At 71.5% G+C, this 13212-nt stretch carries 15 protein-coding genes; 5 read left to right on the top strand and 10 right to left on the bottom strand.

Features of this window, described 5'->3' with window-relative positions:
• On the bottom strand, positions 1 to 105 hold a 105-nt coding region (locus ESP51_RS03940), incomplete at its 3' end, for a PspC domain-containing protein (RefSeq protein WP_241842963.1).
• Positions 106 to 245: 140 nt separating this feature from the next.
• Between ESP51_RS03940 and ESP51_RS03935 the strand changes: the two genes are divergently transcribed.
• Positions 246 to 1937, top strand: a complete 1692-nt coding sequence (locus ESP51_RS03935) for a PspC domain-containing protein (RefSeq protein WP_129519582.1) — start codon at positions 246 to 248, stop codon at positions 1935 to 1937.
• Complete coding sequence (locus tag ESP51_RS03930; RefSeq protein ID WP_129519581.1) at positions 1934 to 2323, top strand: hypothetical protein; 390 nt, start codon at positions 1934 to 1936, stop codon at positions 2321 to 2323. Before ESP51_RS03935 ends, ESP51_RS03930 begins: the two co-directional genes overlap by 4 nt.
• A 24-nt stretch (positions 2324 to 2347) precedes the next feature.
• Here ESP51_RS03930 and ESP51_RS03925 read toward each other — a convergent pair whose 3' ends face one another.
• The 6 genes from ESP51_RS03925 to gabT all read right to left on the bottom strand — a co-directional run bounded on the left by ESP51_RS03925 (position 2348) and on the right by gabT (position 8038).
• Positions 2348 to 2755: a hypothetical protein gene (locus ESP51_RS03925; protein ID WP_129519580.1), complete on the bottom strand. Its 408-nt coding sequence runs from the start codon at positions 2753 to 2755 to the stop codon at positions 2348 to 2350.
• A 57-nt stretch (positions 2756 to 2812) separates the two neighbouring features.
• Positions 2813 to 4006, bottom strand: a complete 1194-nt coding sequence (locus ESP51_RS03920; RefSeq protein ID WP_129519579.1) for a UDP-N-acetylmuramate dehydrogenase — start codon at positions 4004 to 4006, stop codon at positions 2813 to 2815.
• A gap of 1 nt (position 4007) precedes the next feature.
• On the bottom strand, positions 4008 to 4442 hold the full coding sequence (locus ESP51_RS03915; RefSeq protein ID WP_129519578.1) for a MaoC family dehydratase: 435 nt from the start codon (positions 4440 to 4442) through the stop codon (positions 4008 to 4010).
• Positions 4442 to 4888 (bottom strand): MaoC family dehydratase N-terminal domain-containing protein, encoded by a 447-nt coding sequence (locus ESP51_RS03910; RefSeq protein ID WP_129519577.1) that lies wholly within the window; start codon positions 4886 to 4888, stop codon positions 4442 to 4444. Before ESP51_RS03910 ends, ESP51_RS03915 begins: the two co-directional genes overlap by 1 nt.
• A gap of 173 nt (positions 4889 to 5061) precedes the next feature.
• Positions 5062 to 6531 (bottom strand): NAD-dependent succinate-semialdehyde dehydrogenase, encoded by a 1470-nt coding sequence (locus ESP51_RS03905; protein WP_129519576.1) that lies wholly within the window; start codon positions 6529 to 6531, stop codon positions 5062 to 5064.
• 148 nt (positions 6532 to 6679) lie between these two features.
• A complete protein-coding gene (gene gabT / locus ESP51_RS03900; protein WP_129519575.1) occupies positions 6680 to 8038 on the bottom strand; it encodes a 4-aminobutyrate--2-oxoglutarate transaminase in 1359 nt (452 codons plus the stop codon).
• 143 nt (positions 8039 to 8181) lie between these two features.
• On the opposite strand from gabT, the gene ESP51_RS03895 reads away from it, so the two are divergent.
• The 3 genes from ESP51_RS03895 (at position 8182) to ESP51_RS03885 (ending at position 10896) form a co-directional block, all read left to right on the top strand.
• Positions 8182 to 9726, top strand: coding sequence for a PucR family transcriptional regulator (locus ESP51_RS03895; protein WP_129519574.1), 1545 nt, complete (start codon positions 8182 to 8184; stop codon positions 9724 to 9726).
• A gap of 113 nt (positions 9727 to 9839) precedes the next feature.
• Entirely contained in the window at positions 9840 to 10034 is a 195-nt protein-coding gene (locus ESP51_RS03890) for a DUF1918 domain-containing protein (protein ID WP_129519573.1), read from the top strand.
• 91 nt (positions 10035 to 10125) lie between these two features.
• On the top strand, positions 10126 to 10896 hold the full coding sequence (locus tag ESP51_RS03885) for an SGNH/GDSL hydrolase family protein (protein ID WP_129519572.1): 771 nt from the start codon (positions 10126 to 10128) through the stop codon (positions 10894 to 10896).
• Positions 10897 to 10957: 61 nt separating this feature from the next.
• On the opposite strand, the gene ESP51_RS03880 is transcribed toward ESP51_RS03885, so the two are convergent.
• From ESP51_RS03880 to ESP51_RS03870, 3 genes are read right to left on the bottom strand one after another with little or no spacing between them, the layout of a single operon-like run.
• Positions 10958 to 11455 (bottom strand): FBP domain-containing protein, encoded by a 498-nt coding sequence (locus tag ESP51_RS03880; protein WP_129519571.1) that lies wholly within the window; start codon positions 11453 to 11455, stop codon positions 10958 to 10960.
• A gap of 28 nt (positions 11456 to 11483) precedes the next feature.
• Positions 11484 to 12188, bottom strand: a complete 705-nt coding sequence (locus tag ESP51_RS03875; protein ID WP_129519570.1) for a hypothetical protein — start codon at positions 12186 to 12188, stop codon at positions 11484 to 11486.
• A gap of 45 nt (positions 12189 to 12233) precedes the next feature.
• Positions 12234 to 13154, bottom strand: a complete 921-nt coding sequence (locus ESP51_RS03870) for a bile acid:sodium symporter family protein (protein WP_129519569.1) — start codon at positions 13152 to 13154, stop codon at positions 12234 to 12236.
• Positions 13155 to 13212 lie beyond the last annotated feature (58 nt).

Here is a 13212-nt window from a genome sequence, read left to right as displayed (position 1 = left end):
CGAGAGCACCACGAATGCCGCGCGCACGACGCCGACGGGCCAGCCGAGGTGCTCGGCCAGGCCGGCCGCGACGCCGGTGGCCACGCACGACCGCGGCCGCGTCATGCGGGGCAGGGGCGGCGACTCCATGCCAGCCATCCAAGCAGACGCGCGCGCGATGACCCCGGGCGGGGCCGCCCGAGTCAGGGTCGAATCAGGGATCCACCCCATGGCGCGGCATCCGTCAGCACTGCCAGCATCGAGGCATGGAGACGAACCACACCGCCCCCGAGGCAGGCCCAGCGCCGGACGACGTGAACGGGGACTCCGCGGCGGCCGGACCGCCTGGCAACGGGGCGGGCGGGTCGGCTCCATCCTCCGGTGCTCCCGGCGCGGCGACACCCGCGCCGGGCACCGGGTTCTACGCCTGGCTTCACCGACTCGGCCTGCCGCGCCGCGCCGGGTGGCTCGGCGGCGTCTGCGCCGGCATCGGCGCCCGCCTCGGCATCGACCCGCTCATCGTGCGCGGCATCGTCGTGGTGATCGCTCTGTTCGGCGCCCCGCTCGTGCTGCTCTACGCGATCGCGTGGCTGCTGCTGCCCGATGCCGAGGGCGAGATCCACCTCGAGCGACTGCTGCGCGGCACCGTCGACCCGGCGATCGTCGGCATCGCCGTGATGGGCGTGATCGGGATGCTTCCGATCGTGCAGGACGGGTGGCTCGGCTGGCGCTGGTGGCCCGAGTGGCCGTCGATCTGGTTCGGCGGTGTCGACGTGCTCACCCCGTTCCGCGTGCTCTGGGTGCTCGCCGTCATCGCGGGCGCCATCGCGCTCGTCGCCTGGCTCATTCGCCGGGCCGCACAGACCTCGCCCGTTTCCCCTGCCTCCTCCACCTCCACTGCCTCCTCTACCTCCCCGGGCGGCGGTGCAGCGCCGCGAATGGCTTCCGCGAGTGCCGCCGCCGCTCCGGGGACGGCTCCCACGGCGACGGATGCCGCGACGGCGACGACCGCGGTGTACGCCGCGCCTCCCGTGGCTGCAGGGCCTGCCGCGGCATCCGTCGTCCCATCAGTTGCCGCCGGTGCCGCCGGTACGACGCCCGAGCCCCCTGTGCCGGCCGAGGGCGCCGACGCCGCAGCCCTCGCGGAGTGGCGCGCCCAGCACGAGGCCTGGCGCACGTCGCACGAGGAGTGGAAGCGCACCCAGCAGGACGCCGATCGTGCCGCCCGCGCCCAGGCCGCCGCCGAGAACAAGGCGAAGGCGCTCGCGCTCGCCGCGCAGGCCGACGAGGCTCGCCGGGTGCGACGTGCGGAGCGGCCGCGAGCGAGTGCCGCCTATGTGTTCACCGTGCTCGGCCTCGCCGTCATCGCGGGGTCCGTCGGGGCGATCTGGGCAGTCGGCTCCGCCGATCTCAGTGGTCACATCGTCGCGGTGTCGCTCGCCGTGGCGACCCTCACGCTCGCACTCGGCATGTTCGTGGCGGCCGTGAGCCGCCGTCGGAGCGGGTTCCTCGCGTTCGCCACGACCGTGACCACCGTCGTGATGCTCGGTGCGAGCGTGGCATCCGCCGTGACGATCATTCCGCCGTCGTTCGGAATTCCGTTGGTGAGGTCGGGCACCTTCGTGCAACCCATCGGCGACGCGCACCTCACCGCTTTCGCGGAGCTCGAGGCGGCTCCGGGCACTCCCGAGATCGAGCTCACGCAAGGCGTCGGCGACGTGCATCTCACGATCCTCGACGGAACCCGGGTCACTCTCGACGCGCGCGATGCGGGCCGAGTGCAGGTGGTGAGCTACTCGAACACCGGGGCCGCGAGATCCGAGCCCGCGCTCGGCGGTGAAGGGCGGATCTTCACGCTCGGCGGCGACCCCGGTGCGTCGAGCGACGCGACCCTCACCGTGCGTCAACAGCAATCGGGCACGATCTACGTGACCATCCACGAGGAGGCAGGGCGATGAGCGAGACGAACGCGCGAACGGGCTCGGAGGATCCGAACACGTCGGCGACGGCGGCGACCTCGGTCTTCGGCCAGGAATCGTTCACGGAGACGCTCACGGGTGACGGGGCCGGCTCGACGGGCGCCGACGCATCCGATCGGTCGACCGCGATCGCCCGACCGACGGTGCGCTGGGGCGCACTCGTCTGGAGCCTTCTCTACGGCGCCCTCGCGGCGACGACGCTCTGGGTCATCGCCGAGCCCGCCCGCCGCGATGCCGTCGGCTCGGCGTTCGCCAACCTCAGCCCGCTCGCAGCGGGGCTCTACGCGCTGCTCGCGCTCGGCGTGCTCGTCATGGTGTTCGGGCTCGTCGCCCTGATCCGCCGCGGCGAGCGCGCTCGCCGCTGAGCCGGGCGCTCTGGGCGCAGCAACTCACTCTGGGCGCAGCAACTCACCGACGGGCACGGGCAGCACCGCACTCGACTCGAGCTCCTCACGGGCCGGGTCCTGCGGCCGGATGACGCACCGCTCTTCATCCGCCTCGACGATCACGACGAGGCGCCACTCCCAGCCGGCGACGGGATTGGAGGCATCGAGCACTCCGGGCAGGAGCGGCGCCGGAAGCTCCGCCCACCAGCGCCCGTGGAGCTCCTCGAGCCCCCGCGCCTCGACGAGCGCTCTCGCCTCCGCCTCGGGAAGCGGCCCCGTCTCGGGCTCGATGATCGTGCCGATGATCGTCACCGGTGCGAATCGCCCCGGCTCACCCGCCGCGGGCACGAGGTAGCCGGCGAGCTCGCCGTCGATGGCGCGCCGGTGCGGCAGCCAATCCTCGTTGATCACGCATTCCAGCCTATCGAGCGGCCTCGCTCGCGGCAGAGGTCGGGTTCGCGGATGCTGCTAGAGCTCGATCCCGACGAGCACGGGCTCGGGGTGCAGCACGATGCCGAACTCGGCCTGCACACGGTGCTGCACGAAGCGGGCGAGCTGCACGATCTCCTCGGCGGTCGCACCGCCGCGATTGGTGAGGGCCAGCGTGTGCTTCGACGAGATCGCCGCGCGCGAACCCGGCAGCGTGAAGCCGCGGTGGATGCCCGATTGCTCGATGAGCCACGCGGCCGAGAGCTTCACGAGCGGCTCGCCGTCTGCGGCATCCGTCACCGGGTCGGATGACTCGAACGAGGCCGTGTGCGCGAGGAACGCGTCGAGCGGCGACTCGGCCGGGCCGCCGCCCGCGAGCGGGACCACCTCATCGGGCTCCTCGGGTTCGAGGTACCAGCGCGGCGCCGCGCCGGGCAGGGTGCGCGAAACGCGTTCGGAGACGATGGGATTCGTGAAGAACGATCCGGCGCTCACCGAGTCGAGGTCTGCGTCGTCGAGCACCATGCCCTTCGCCGCGCGCAGCGCGAGCACGCTCTCGCGCACGCTCGCGATCGGCACCCGGTCGCCGAGCTGCACGTGCAGCGCGTCGGCGAGCTGCCCGTAGGCGATGGGCTGGCCGAGGGCTTCGCCGAGCACCGCCCGCTCAGCCGACGTGTCGTGCAGGCGCAGCTCGACCGAGACGACGATGCCGGGCAGCCCGCGCTTCAGCACCGACGTGCGGTAGCCGAGCTCGAGCTCGGCGGCGGTCATGCGGCGCGGCACGTCGGCGAACTCGTCGAGGAACTCGATCGCCACGAGCGTCGACTCGAGCTCCTGCCCGTAGGCGCCGATGTTCTGCACGGGAGCGGCACCGACCGAGCCGGGGATTCCCGAGAGCGCCTCGATGCCCGAGTACCCGCGCTCGACTGTGAAGGCGACGAGATCGTCCCACGACTCACCGGCTTGCACCCGCAGGAGCACGGATGCCTCGTCGCCGCCGCCGGGCAGCACCTCGATGCCGCGCGTGGCCACGCGCACAACGGTGCCCGCGAACCCGTGGTCGCCGACGAGCAGGTTCGAGCCGCCGCCGAGCGCGAGCCACGGCGCGCCCGAGGACCACGCCTCGCGGGCGAGGTCGACCAGATCGCGCTGCGTGGTGCCGGTGACGAGGCGCTCGATCGGCCCACCGACGTGCAAGGTCGTGAGCTCGGCGAATCGGGCGTCGCTCGCCATGTCAGCCGAGGATGACGCGCGCTTGCGCCTTGCCGAGCACCGTCTCGTCGCCGACCTTCACCGTGAGGTCGATGCGCGCGGCTCGAGCGTCGTCGTCGAGCTGGCCCACCTTGGCGATGACCGCCACGACCGCACCGCTCTCGGGGTCGACCACGACCGGGCGGGTGAACCGCACCTGGTAGTCGACGATGCGACCAGGATCGCCCGACCAGTCGACGACCGCCTGCACCGCGAGGCCCATCGTGAGCATGCCGTGGGCGAGCACGCCCGGCAGGCCGACGGCGTGAGCGATGTCGTCGCGGTAGTGGATGGGATTGAAGTCGCCCGAGGCGCCCGCGTAGCGCACGAGCGAGTCGCGGGTGAGCGGGAAGGAGCGCTCCGCGACGATGTCGCCGACAGCGAGCGACGGGAAGTCGGGGACGGTGGTGATGGTCATCATTCGTCTCCTCGCACGACGAGGGTGGAGATGCTCGTGACGACGTGCTCGCCCGCGGCATCCGTGATCTCGGACTGGGCCGTGACCATCGAGTGCGGCCCGAGCGACTTCACGCTCGTGACCGTGAGGGTCGCGGTGAGCTCGTCGCCTGCAACGATGGGCCGCGTCGAGGTGAAGCGCTGGTCTCCGTGCACGACGCGGGAGAAGTCGATGCCCGCATCGGGGTCGGCGAGCAGTTGGGCGAGCGAGAGCTCCTGCACGACGACGGCGAACGTGGGCGGTGCGACGATGTCGTCGTAGCCGGCGGCGCGGGCCACCTCGACGTTGAAGTTGACCGGGTTCGTCGCGAAGACGGCGCGCGAGAACTCACGCACCTTCTCGCGGCCGACGAGATAGGGCTCGGTGGGCGGGAAGACCCGCCCCTGCAACTCAGGGTTCAGTGGCACCCGGACAGTCTATTGCGACGCCGCGGCCCGGCCGCGGGCGGGCGGTGCCGCCGGCCTGGCGGAACGCGGTCCTCGCCGAGAGCCTTTGTGAGTTTCCTCATGTGAGTTCTGCCTCATGTGAGGCGAGGCTCACATGAGGAAACCGGAAGAGCGGTGGGCAGCGGCCATCGGGGTCAGCTCACCGGGATGAGCGTGTACTTCGTGTCGAGGAACTCGTGGATGCCCTCGAAACCGCCCTCGCGGCCGATGCCCGATTGCTTGACGCCGCCGAAGGGCGCGGCCGCGTTCGAGACGAGGCCCGTGTTCAGGCCCATCATCCCGGTGGCGAGGCGCTCGATCAGGCGGTGGCCGCGAGCGAGGTCTTGCGTGAACACGTAGGACACGAGGCCGTACTCGGTGGCGTTGGCAAGGCGCACCGCTTCGTCTTCGTCGGCGAAGGTCGAGATGCCGAGCACGGGCCCGAAGATCTCCTCCTTCAGCATGCGGCTGCCTGCAGCGACGCCGGCAATCACGGTCGGCGCGTAGAACGAGCCGTCGCCGTCGATGCGGTTGCCGCCGGTGAGCACGGTGGCGCCGCGCGAGACGGCGTCCTGCACGAGCGCGTCGGTCGAGTCGACGGCCTTGTCGTCGATGAGGGGGCCGATGTTCACGCCGTCTTCGGTGCCGCGTCCGACCTTCATCGCCTGCACGCGCTCGGCCACTCGCTTCGCGAACTCGTCGGCGACCGACTCGTGAACGATGAAGCGGTTCGCCGCGGTGCACGCCTGGCCGATGTTGCGGAACTTCGCGATCATCGCGCCGTCGACGGCCTTATCGAGGTCGGCGTCTTCGAAGATGACGAACGGGGCGTTGCCGCCGAGCTCCATCGACGTGCGCAGGATGCCCTGCGCCGCCTGCTGCAACAGCGTGCGCCCGACCTCGGTGGAGCCCGTGAACGAGAGCTTGCGCAGCCGAGGGTCGGCGATGATCGGGCCCGACACCTTCGACGACGTGCTCGTCGCGATGACGTTCACGACGCCGGCGGGCAGGCCGACCTCCTCGAGCAGCTGCACGAAGGCGATCGTCGTGAGCGGGGTGAGGGCCGGCGGCTTGATGACGACCGTGCAACCCGCGGCGAGCGCGGGTGCGATCTTGCGCGTCGCCATGGCGAGCGGGAAGTTCCACGGCGTGATGAAGAACGACGGGCCCACGGGGCGCTGCGAGACGATCATCCGGCCGGTGCCCTCGGGATTCAGGCCGTAGCGGCCCGTGATGCGCACGGCCTCCTCGCTGAACCAGCGGAGGAACTCGCCGCCGTAGACGACCTCGCCACGGGCCTCGGCGAGCGGCTTGCCCATCTCGAGGGTCATGAGGAGCGCGAAGTCCTCCTTGCGCTCCTGGAGCAGGTCGAAGGCGCGGCGCAGCAACTCGCCGCGTTCGCGCGGCGCCGTCGCGGCCCACGCGTCTTGGGCGGCCACGGCGGCGTCGAGCGCGCGAATGCCGTCGGCGACGGAGGCATCCGCGATCTCCTTGATCGTCTGGCCGGTCGCCGGGTCGACGACCGCGAGGGTCTTCCCGCCCTCGGCGGCGACCCATTCGCCGCCGATGAAGAGTCCGTCGGCGACCCGGTCGAGGATCGTGGTCTCCTGCATGGTGTCGGTCATCAGTGCGTTCCGTTCCGTGTGAAGCGAGCCGTTCGGTTGAAGGGTGTGGCGCGCGGCCCGGCATCCGCTCTTCCAGTCTGGACTTCGCCTCGTCGGTGCGCCACCGAGAGGCGTACAGCGGGCCGCGATGGCGTCGCACCGAGGGCGGTCATGCGCTTTTCAGCCCTTCCGCGACGACGCCGAGGCCGTCGATGAGCAGTTCGTCGGAGATCGTGAGCGGCGGCAGGAAGCGGATCACGTTTCCGTACGTGCCGCACGTGAGTACGAGCACCCCGTTCGCGTGGGCGTGCTTCGCGACCGCCGAGGTGAGGGCCGCGTCGGGTGCCCCGGTGGCTGGGTCGACGAGCTCGATCGCGACCATCGCTCCGCGGCCGCGCACGTCGCCGATGCGGGCATCGGCCGTGCGGAGCGCGTTCAGGCGGCCGAGGAGCACCGCCCCGATCTCCCGGGCGCGCTCGATGAGGCCGTCTTCCTCGTATGACTCGATTGCGGCGAGCGCGGCGACGCACGCCAGCGGGTTGCCGCCGTAGGTGCCGCCGAGGCCGCCCGCCATCGCGGAGTCCATCATCTCGGACCGGCCAGTGACGGCCGAGAGGGGCAGGCCGCCGGCGATGCCCTTCGCCGTGACGACGAGGTCGGGCACGATGCCGTCGTGCTCGCTCGCGAACCAGGCGCCGGTGCGGCCGAAGCCGGTCTGCACCTCGTCGGCGATGAAGACCACGTCGTTGGCGCGGCACCATTCGGCGAGCGCCGGGAGGAAGCCGGCGGCGGGCACGATGAAGCCGCCCTCGCCCTGGATCGGCTCGATGATGATCGCCGCGAGGTTCTCAGCGCCGACCTGCTTCTCGATGTGCGTGATCGCGCGGGCCGCCGCCTCCCGACCATCGAGGCCGCCATCGCGGAAGGGGTACGAGAGCGGCGCGCGGTACACCTCGGAGGCGAACGGCCCGAACCCGCTCTTGTACGGAATGTTCTTCGCCGTCAGCCCCATCGTGAGGTTCGTGCGGCCGTGGTAGGCGTGGTCGAAGGCCACGACGGCCTGCTTCTTCGTGAAGTGCCGGGCGATCTTCACGGCGTTCTCGACGGCCTCCGCGCCCGAGTTGAAGAGCGCCGAGCGCTTCACGTGGTCGCCCGGCGTGAGTTGGTTGAGCTTCTCGGCTACGGCGACGTACGAGTCGTAGGGCGCCACCGTGAAGCACGTGTGCGTGAACGCGTTGAGCTGCGCGGTGACCGCCTCGACGACCCGGGGGTTCGCATTGCCCACTCCCGTGACGGCGATGCCCGAGCCGAGGTCGATGAGCGAGTTCCCGTCGGCGTCGACGATGACGCCGCCGCCCGCGGCGACCACGGAGATGGGAATCGTGGTGCCGACCCCGGCGGCGACGGCCGCAGCCTTGCGCGCCATGAGCTCTCGCGAGCGCGGGCCGGGAATGGCCGTGACGAGCCGGCGCTCCTGCGCGAGGGCGGGACCGCCGGTGGTGATGGCGGGGCTGTCGACGAGAGTCATGGGCTGCTCCGATGCATGATGACGACGGTGACGGATGCCGCTCATGCTAGGTCGGTGCTGACGGATGCCGCAGCGCCCGCGTGTACACTCTGGTGCAGGTAGTTGGACACCGCGTACAACGGCGACGACGGGAAGGAGCACGAGTGCAGCCGACCGTGCAGACCCTGCTCGACCGCCCCGAGCTCGCGCTCACACTGCTCACGCCGGCTGACCGGCTGGCGGCCGGCGCACTCGCCGCTCCTGTGACGTGGGCGCACAGCTCCGACCTCGCCGATCCGACCCCCTTTCTCGACGCCGGCCACGTGCTCCTCACGACCGGCACCCAGTTCGAGGCCGACGCCGGCGCGACGTTCGCCGACGCCTACGTCGAGCGGCTGCGCAAGAAGGGCATCGCCGCCCTCGGCTTCGGCACCGAGGTCATCCGGGCCGGCACGCCCGAGGCCCTCGTGGCGGCCTGCGACGCACAAGGGCTGCCGCTCTTCGAGGTGCCGTATCCCACCCCCTTCATCGCGATCGTGCGCACCGTCGCCGACCTGCTCGCCGAAGACGCCTACGCACGGCACACCTGGGCTCTCGCAGCACAGCGCGCCATCTCGCTCGCGGCACTGCGGCCCGATGGCCTCTCGGCCACGCTCGCCGAACTCTCGAACCGCATCGGCGCGTGGGTCGGGCTCATCGACGCGACCGGCGCCCTCGATCGCGAGGCGCCATCGGGCGCGCTCGGCCAGCCTGCGCTCGGCGAGGTCGTGGGCGAGGCCCGGTCGATGCTGCGCCGCGGCCAGCGTGCGAGCCGCACCCTCGTCGCCGGCGAGTCCACGGGCGATCAGCACCGGATGACGCTGCAGACGCTCGGCGGCGGCGGCGCGCTCCGCGGCGTCCTCGCGATCGGGGATTCCGCCGAGCTCGACCAGGCCGGACGCGAGGTCGTCACGTCGGTCATCGCACTCGCCGGGCTCGCGCTCGAGCAGAACCGCGACCTCGACCGGGCCCGAGGTCACTTGCGATCGGGGCTCCTGCGCGGCATCCTCGCGGGTGACACGGCGCTCGCCGAGCGCGTCGCCGCCGAGATGTGGGGCCCGCTGCCCGCTGCTCCACTGCGCATCGCGGTGACGGATGCCCCAGCCGAGCACGTCGATCGCCTCATCGAGCTGCTCGAGCTGCGCGTCGACGAGCGCCGCGGGCGGCTCTTCTTCGGACGCGACGAAGACCGCGTCGTGCTCGTGCTCGAGGCCGGCGACGCCGCGATCGCCGACGAGCTCGCCGCCGAGTTCGAGCTGCCCGTCGGCGTGTCCGACCCGGTTGCAGCCGACGGCATCGCGCGCGCGCACGAGCAGGCGATGCGCGCGCTCGAGCGCGCCCGCGAGTCGGGATCCGGGGTGGTCGCGTTCGACGAGATCAGCCGACAGGGCGTACTCGCCTTCCTCGCCCGCACCGACGCCCGAGCGGTCGCACTCGCGACCCTCGCTCCACTCGCCGAGCACGACGCCGCGAACGGCACCGACCTCGTCGCGACGACCCGTGCGTGGCTCGAGCATGGCGGCCAGTTCGACGCCACCGCGCGCCGGCTCGGCGTGCACCGCCACACCGTGCGCAGCCGCATCGCGCTCGCCGAGCGACTCCTCGGCCGCGACCTCTCGGGATTCCACGCGCGCGCCGACCTGTGGGCGGCCCTCCTCGCCGTCGGCTGACGCGAGGGCACCCGCTCCCGCGGCATCCGCGACCCGCGGCATCCGCCCGCCTGCTCGACCCTTCCGCGCCACGAGGCCCGGGCGTACGCTGGAATGAGCGGGAGGGGAATGCGATGCATGCAGTCGTCGGCGAACGCCTCGTCATCCATGGCAAGCTGGTCGGCCAAGCCGACCGCCACGGCGAGATCCTCGAAGTGCGCGGCGAAGACGGCGGCCCGCCCTATTTCGTGCGCTTCGACGACGGCCACGAGACGCTCCTCTACCCGGGCGCCGACTGCGAGCTCGAGCACCAGCAGACGCAGCGCTGAGCTGCGCGATCGTGCCGTCGCCGGCGCGGGCGGCGCAGGACGTTCGGGAGGCGCACGGATGCCGCGGCATCCGTCACGCTAGCGTTGACGCATGTTCCACTCCTATGCCGCGATCGGCGACAGTTTCACCGAGGGCGTCGGCGACGAGCTGCCCGACGGCGGCGTGCGGGGGTGGGCCGACTTCGTCGCACTGGGGCTCGCCGCTGCAGCACGCGAGCCGATCGGCTACGCCAACCTCGCGATCCGCGGCCGCAAGCTCGGCCCGATCATCGAGGAGCAGCTCGAGGCGGCGATCGCGTTGCGCCCCGAGGTGATCAGCTTCAACGGCGGCGGCAACGACATGCTCCGGCCGCGGATGCCCGAGGTGGCCGTGGCCGACCGATTCCGGCAGGCGGTGCATCGCATCCGGGGCGAGGGCATCCACGTGCTCATGCTGAGCGGGGCGAATCCCACCGAGCACCTTCCGCTCGGACGCGTCTTCGATGCCCGCGGCGTGCGCCTCACGGCAGCGCTGCACGACCTCGCCGAGCTCGACGGCGTCACCTTCGTCGACAACTTCTCCGACCTGGTCCTTCGCGACATCCGCTACTGGTCGGCCGACAAGCTGCACCTCAATTCGCTCGGGCACGCCAGGGTCGCGAGCAATGTGCTCACCGCGCTCGACCTTCCGGTGCCGCCGGAGTGGGGGGTCGCCGAAGTCGCCGCGGCGCCGCCGGGGCCCCGAAGCCGCAACACCGCGGCCTACTACCGCGAGTTCGTTCTGCCGTGGATCGGGCGTCGACTGACTGGTCGCTCCTCCGGTGACGGGCGCACGGCCAAGCGGCCGACGCTCGAGCCGTTGGTTTCGGATGCCTCGCGCTGAGGCCTGAGCGCCGGCCGCCCCGGAGTGCGGAGTGCGACATCCGGCGCTCGGCACTGACCGCTCAGCGCACCGCGAGCACGTCGGCGACGAACGCTCGCGTGCGTCTCGCGAGCCCCTCGATGCGTTCGAGCTCGATCGCGCTCGGCTGCACCTCGGACGGGGCGGCGGGCCGGCCGAGTCGCACGGTCTCCTGGCAGGCAAGGTCGCTGCAGATGTACGTGCCGACGCTGTCGCCGCGCGCGCCGGCGGTACCCGCCCGTCGCGCCGAGAAGAGCACCACCTGGTCGCCGGGCTGCTGCGTGTGGCAGAGGTTGCAGATGGCGGCCCGATGATGCGAGCCGCTCCGCTCGGCGGCACGCAGCACGACACCGGCGGGCGCACCGTCGAGCTCCGTCACGAGGTAGCCGCGGGCTGCGATCCTCGGGTCGCGCCAGCCGAACGCGTCGAGGTGCGCCCACTCGGCGACGAAGAAGTGCACGGGCAGCGTCAACTGGGCGAGCTCGGCTTCGTTCGCATTGCCGAGTGCTGAGCGGATGTCGCTCTCGACCAGCGGCTGCATGCATCTCCCCTCGTGCGCTGCTTCCAGTCTACGAACCGGGGGCGACGCGCCACTCGACCTCCGAGGATCGCGGGCCCCAGCTCGCGACGACGATGTCGTCGGGCAGCGCCCGGGACGGCCTCGCCCCGTGGCGGATGTCGTCGACCGAGATCCACCTCGTGAGCCCGTACGTGTCGAACCGCTCGCGCGAGGTGCACGTCGCGAACCAGTCGAAGAAGAACTCCCGCCGCGAGAGCAGGCACACCTGGTCGCCGTCGAGCATGGCCCAGAACTCGTAGCCGACGACGTGGCCGAGCGAGCGGAGCACCACTGCTCCCCTCGCCTCCAGGTGAGCGCCGACGACCACCTCGCGAGCGCGGTCACGCTCTTCAGCGGTCGGCGGCCGGTCGAACACCTCGAGGCCGCGCGGCGGGGAGAGCGCCTCCCGCACCGGGGCGAGCACCGCCAGCCCGACGGCGACGAGCAGGATGGCTGCCGCCGCGACGAGGAACGACCATCCCCGCGACAGCCGACGGGGTGGCTGGGGTGAAGCTGCAGGTTTCTCCGCGTCGTCGACCGCGTCGACCCGGTCGACTGCCTCGACCGCATCAATCGACAAGCACTGGCGTGCCGCGAGCTCCCGCTCCACGGCGGCGAGCTCGGCCGCGACCGCAGCGGGCGGCTCGCCTGGCGCGCCGTAGACGATCCGCCGCAACTCGTCTCGGCGACGTTCCAGGTCGTCCTCGGTTGCCATCTCCCGTCCTGGTTGCCGGCGGCGGATGCTCCGCTGCCGCGTGATTCATCCCCCCGGTGGTTGCGCGGCCCCCCGCATCGTGGGCACGGCGATCGCCGCGGCATCCGTCTCGGCCCTCCCTCTCTCGCGGATGAGGAAGCCGAACGCGAGCGCGATGAAGAACATGAGCACGCCGTACACCGCGGCGGGCAGGCTCATCTCGACGCTTCCGATCACCGTCTGGGCGATCACGATCGCAAGCGTCGCGTTGTGGATGCCGATCTCGAACGAGCTCGCGACCGCTTGCGTGCGGTTGACGCGCAGCAGCCGCGGCACGAGGTAGCCGACGGTGAGGCTCAGCAGGCAGAAGGTGATCGTGATGCCGGCGAGGCGGCCCGCGTTCTCCAAGAGCAGCTCGCGGTTCGCGACGATCGCCCCGGCGATGACGATCACGAGGATGACGACGGACGCGATGCGCACGGGCTTGTCCATGCGGTCGGCGAAGCCCGACCGCCACCACCGCACGAGCATGCCGAGCGCCACCGGGATGAGCACGATCACGAACACCTCCACGGTCTTCGCGAGCTGCAGGCCGAGCTCGTCGTTCCCGGGCAGGAAATAGCCGATCGCGAGGTTCGTGATGAGGGGCAGCGTGACGACGGCGAGCACGGAGTTGATCGCGGTGAGTGAGATGTTCAGGGCGACGTCGCCGCGGAACAGGTGACTGTAGAGGTTCGCAGTGGTGCCGCCGGGCGACGCCGCGAGCAGCATCATGCCCACAGCGAGCACCGGCGGCAACCGGAAGAGCAGCACGAGCGCGAGACAGAGGGCCGGCAGTGCGACGATCTGGCATAGGAGGGCGACGACCACGGCCTTCGGATGCTTCGCGATGCGCGAGAAGTCGCCGGGCGTGAGCGAGAGGCCCAGGCCGAACATGATGATGCCGAGGGCGACGGGCAATCCGATGGAGGTCAACACTGAGTCCATGCGCTCAGTGTGGCGCATGGATGACGCCGTGGGAATGCCCCCGAATGCGCGACGGTCT

Source organism: Agromyces albus, assembly GCF_004134825.1.
Lineage (GTDB): Bacteria > Actinomycetota > Actinomycetes > Actinomycetales > Microbacteriaceae > Agromyces > Agromyces albus.
This window is presented reverse-complemented; position numbering and strand designations above follow the sequence as displayed.

Coding starts and splice junctions, on each gene's coding strand:
- ESP51_RS03935 (WP_129519582.1), top strand. CDS start 246: ATGGAGACGAACCACACCGCCCCCGAGGCAGGCCCAGCGCCGGACGAC.
- ESP51_RS03930 (WP_129519581.1), top strand. CDS start 1,934: ATGAGCGAGACGAACGCGCGAACGGGCTCGGAGGATCCGAACACGTCG.
- ESP51_RS03920 (WP_129519579.1), bottom strand. CDS start 4,006: ATGGCGAGCGACGCCCGATTCGCCGAGCTCACGACCTTGCACGTCGGT.
- ESP51_RS03915 (WP_129519578.1), bottom strand. CDS start 4,442: ATGACCATCACCACCGTCCCCGACTTCCCGTCGCTCGCTGTCGGCGAC.
- ESP51_RS03905 (WP_129519576.1), bottom strand. CDS start 6,531: ATGACCGACACCATGCAGGAGACCACGATCCTCGACCGGGTCGCCGAC.
- gabT (WP_129519575.1), bottom strand. CDS start 8,038: ATGACTCTCGTCGACAGCCCCGCCATCACCACCGGCGGTCCCGCCCTC.
- ESP51_RS03890 (WP_129519573.1), top strand. CDS start 9,840: ATGCATGCAGTCGTCGGCGAACGCCTCGTCATCCATGGCAAGCTGGTC.
- ESP51_RS03885 (WP_129519572.1), top strand. CDS start 10,126: ATGTTCCACTCCTATGCCGCGATCGGCGACAGTTTCACCGAGGGCGTC.
- ESP51_RS03880 (WP_129519571.1), bottom strand. CDS start 11,455: ATGCAGCCGCTGGTCGAGAGCGACATCCGCTCAGCACTCGGCAATGCG.
- ESP51_RS03875 (WP_129519570.1), bottom strand. CDS start 12,188: ATGGCAACCGAGGACGACCTGGAACGTCGCCGAGACGAGTTGCGGCGG.
- ESP51_RS03870 (WP_129519569.1), bottom strand. CDS start 13,154: ATGGACTCAGTGTTGACCTCCATCGGATTGCCCGTCGCCCTCGGCATC.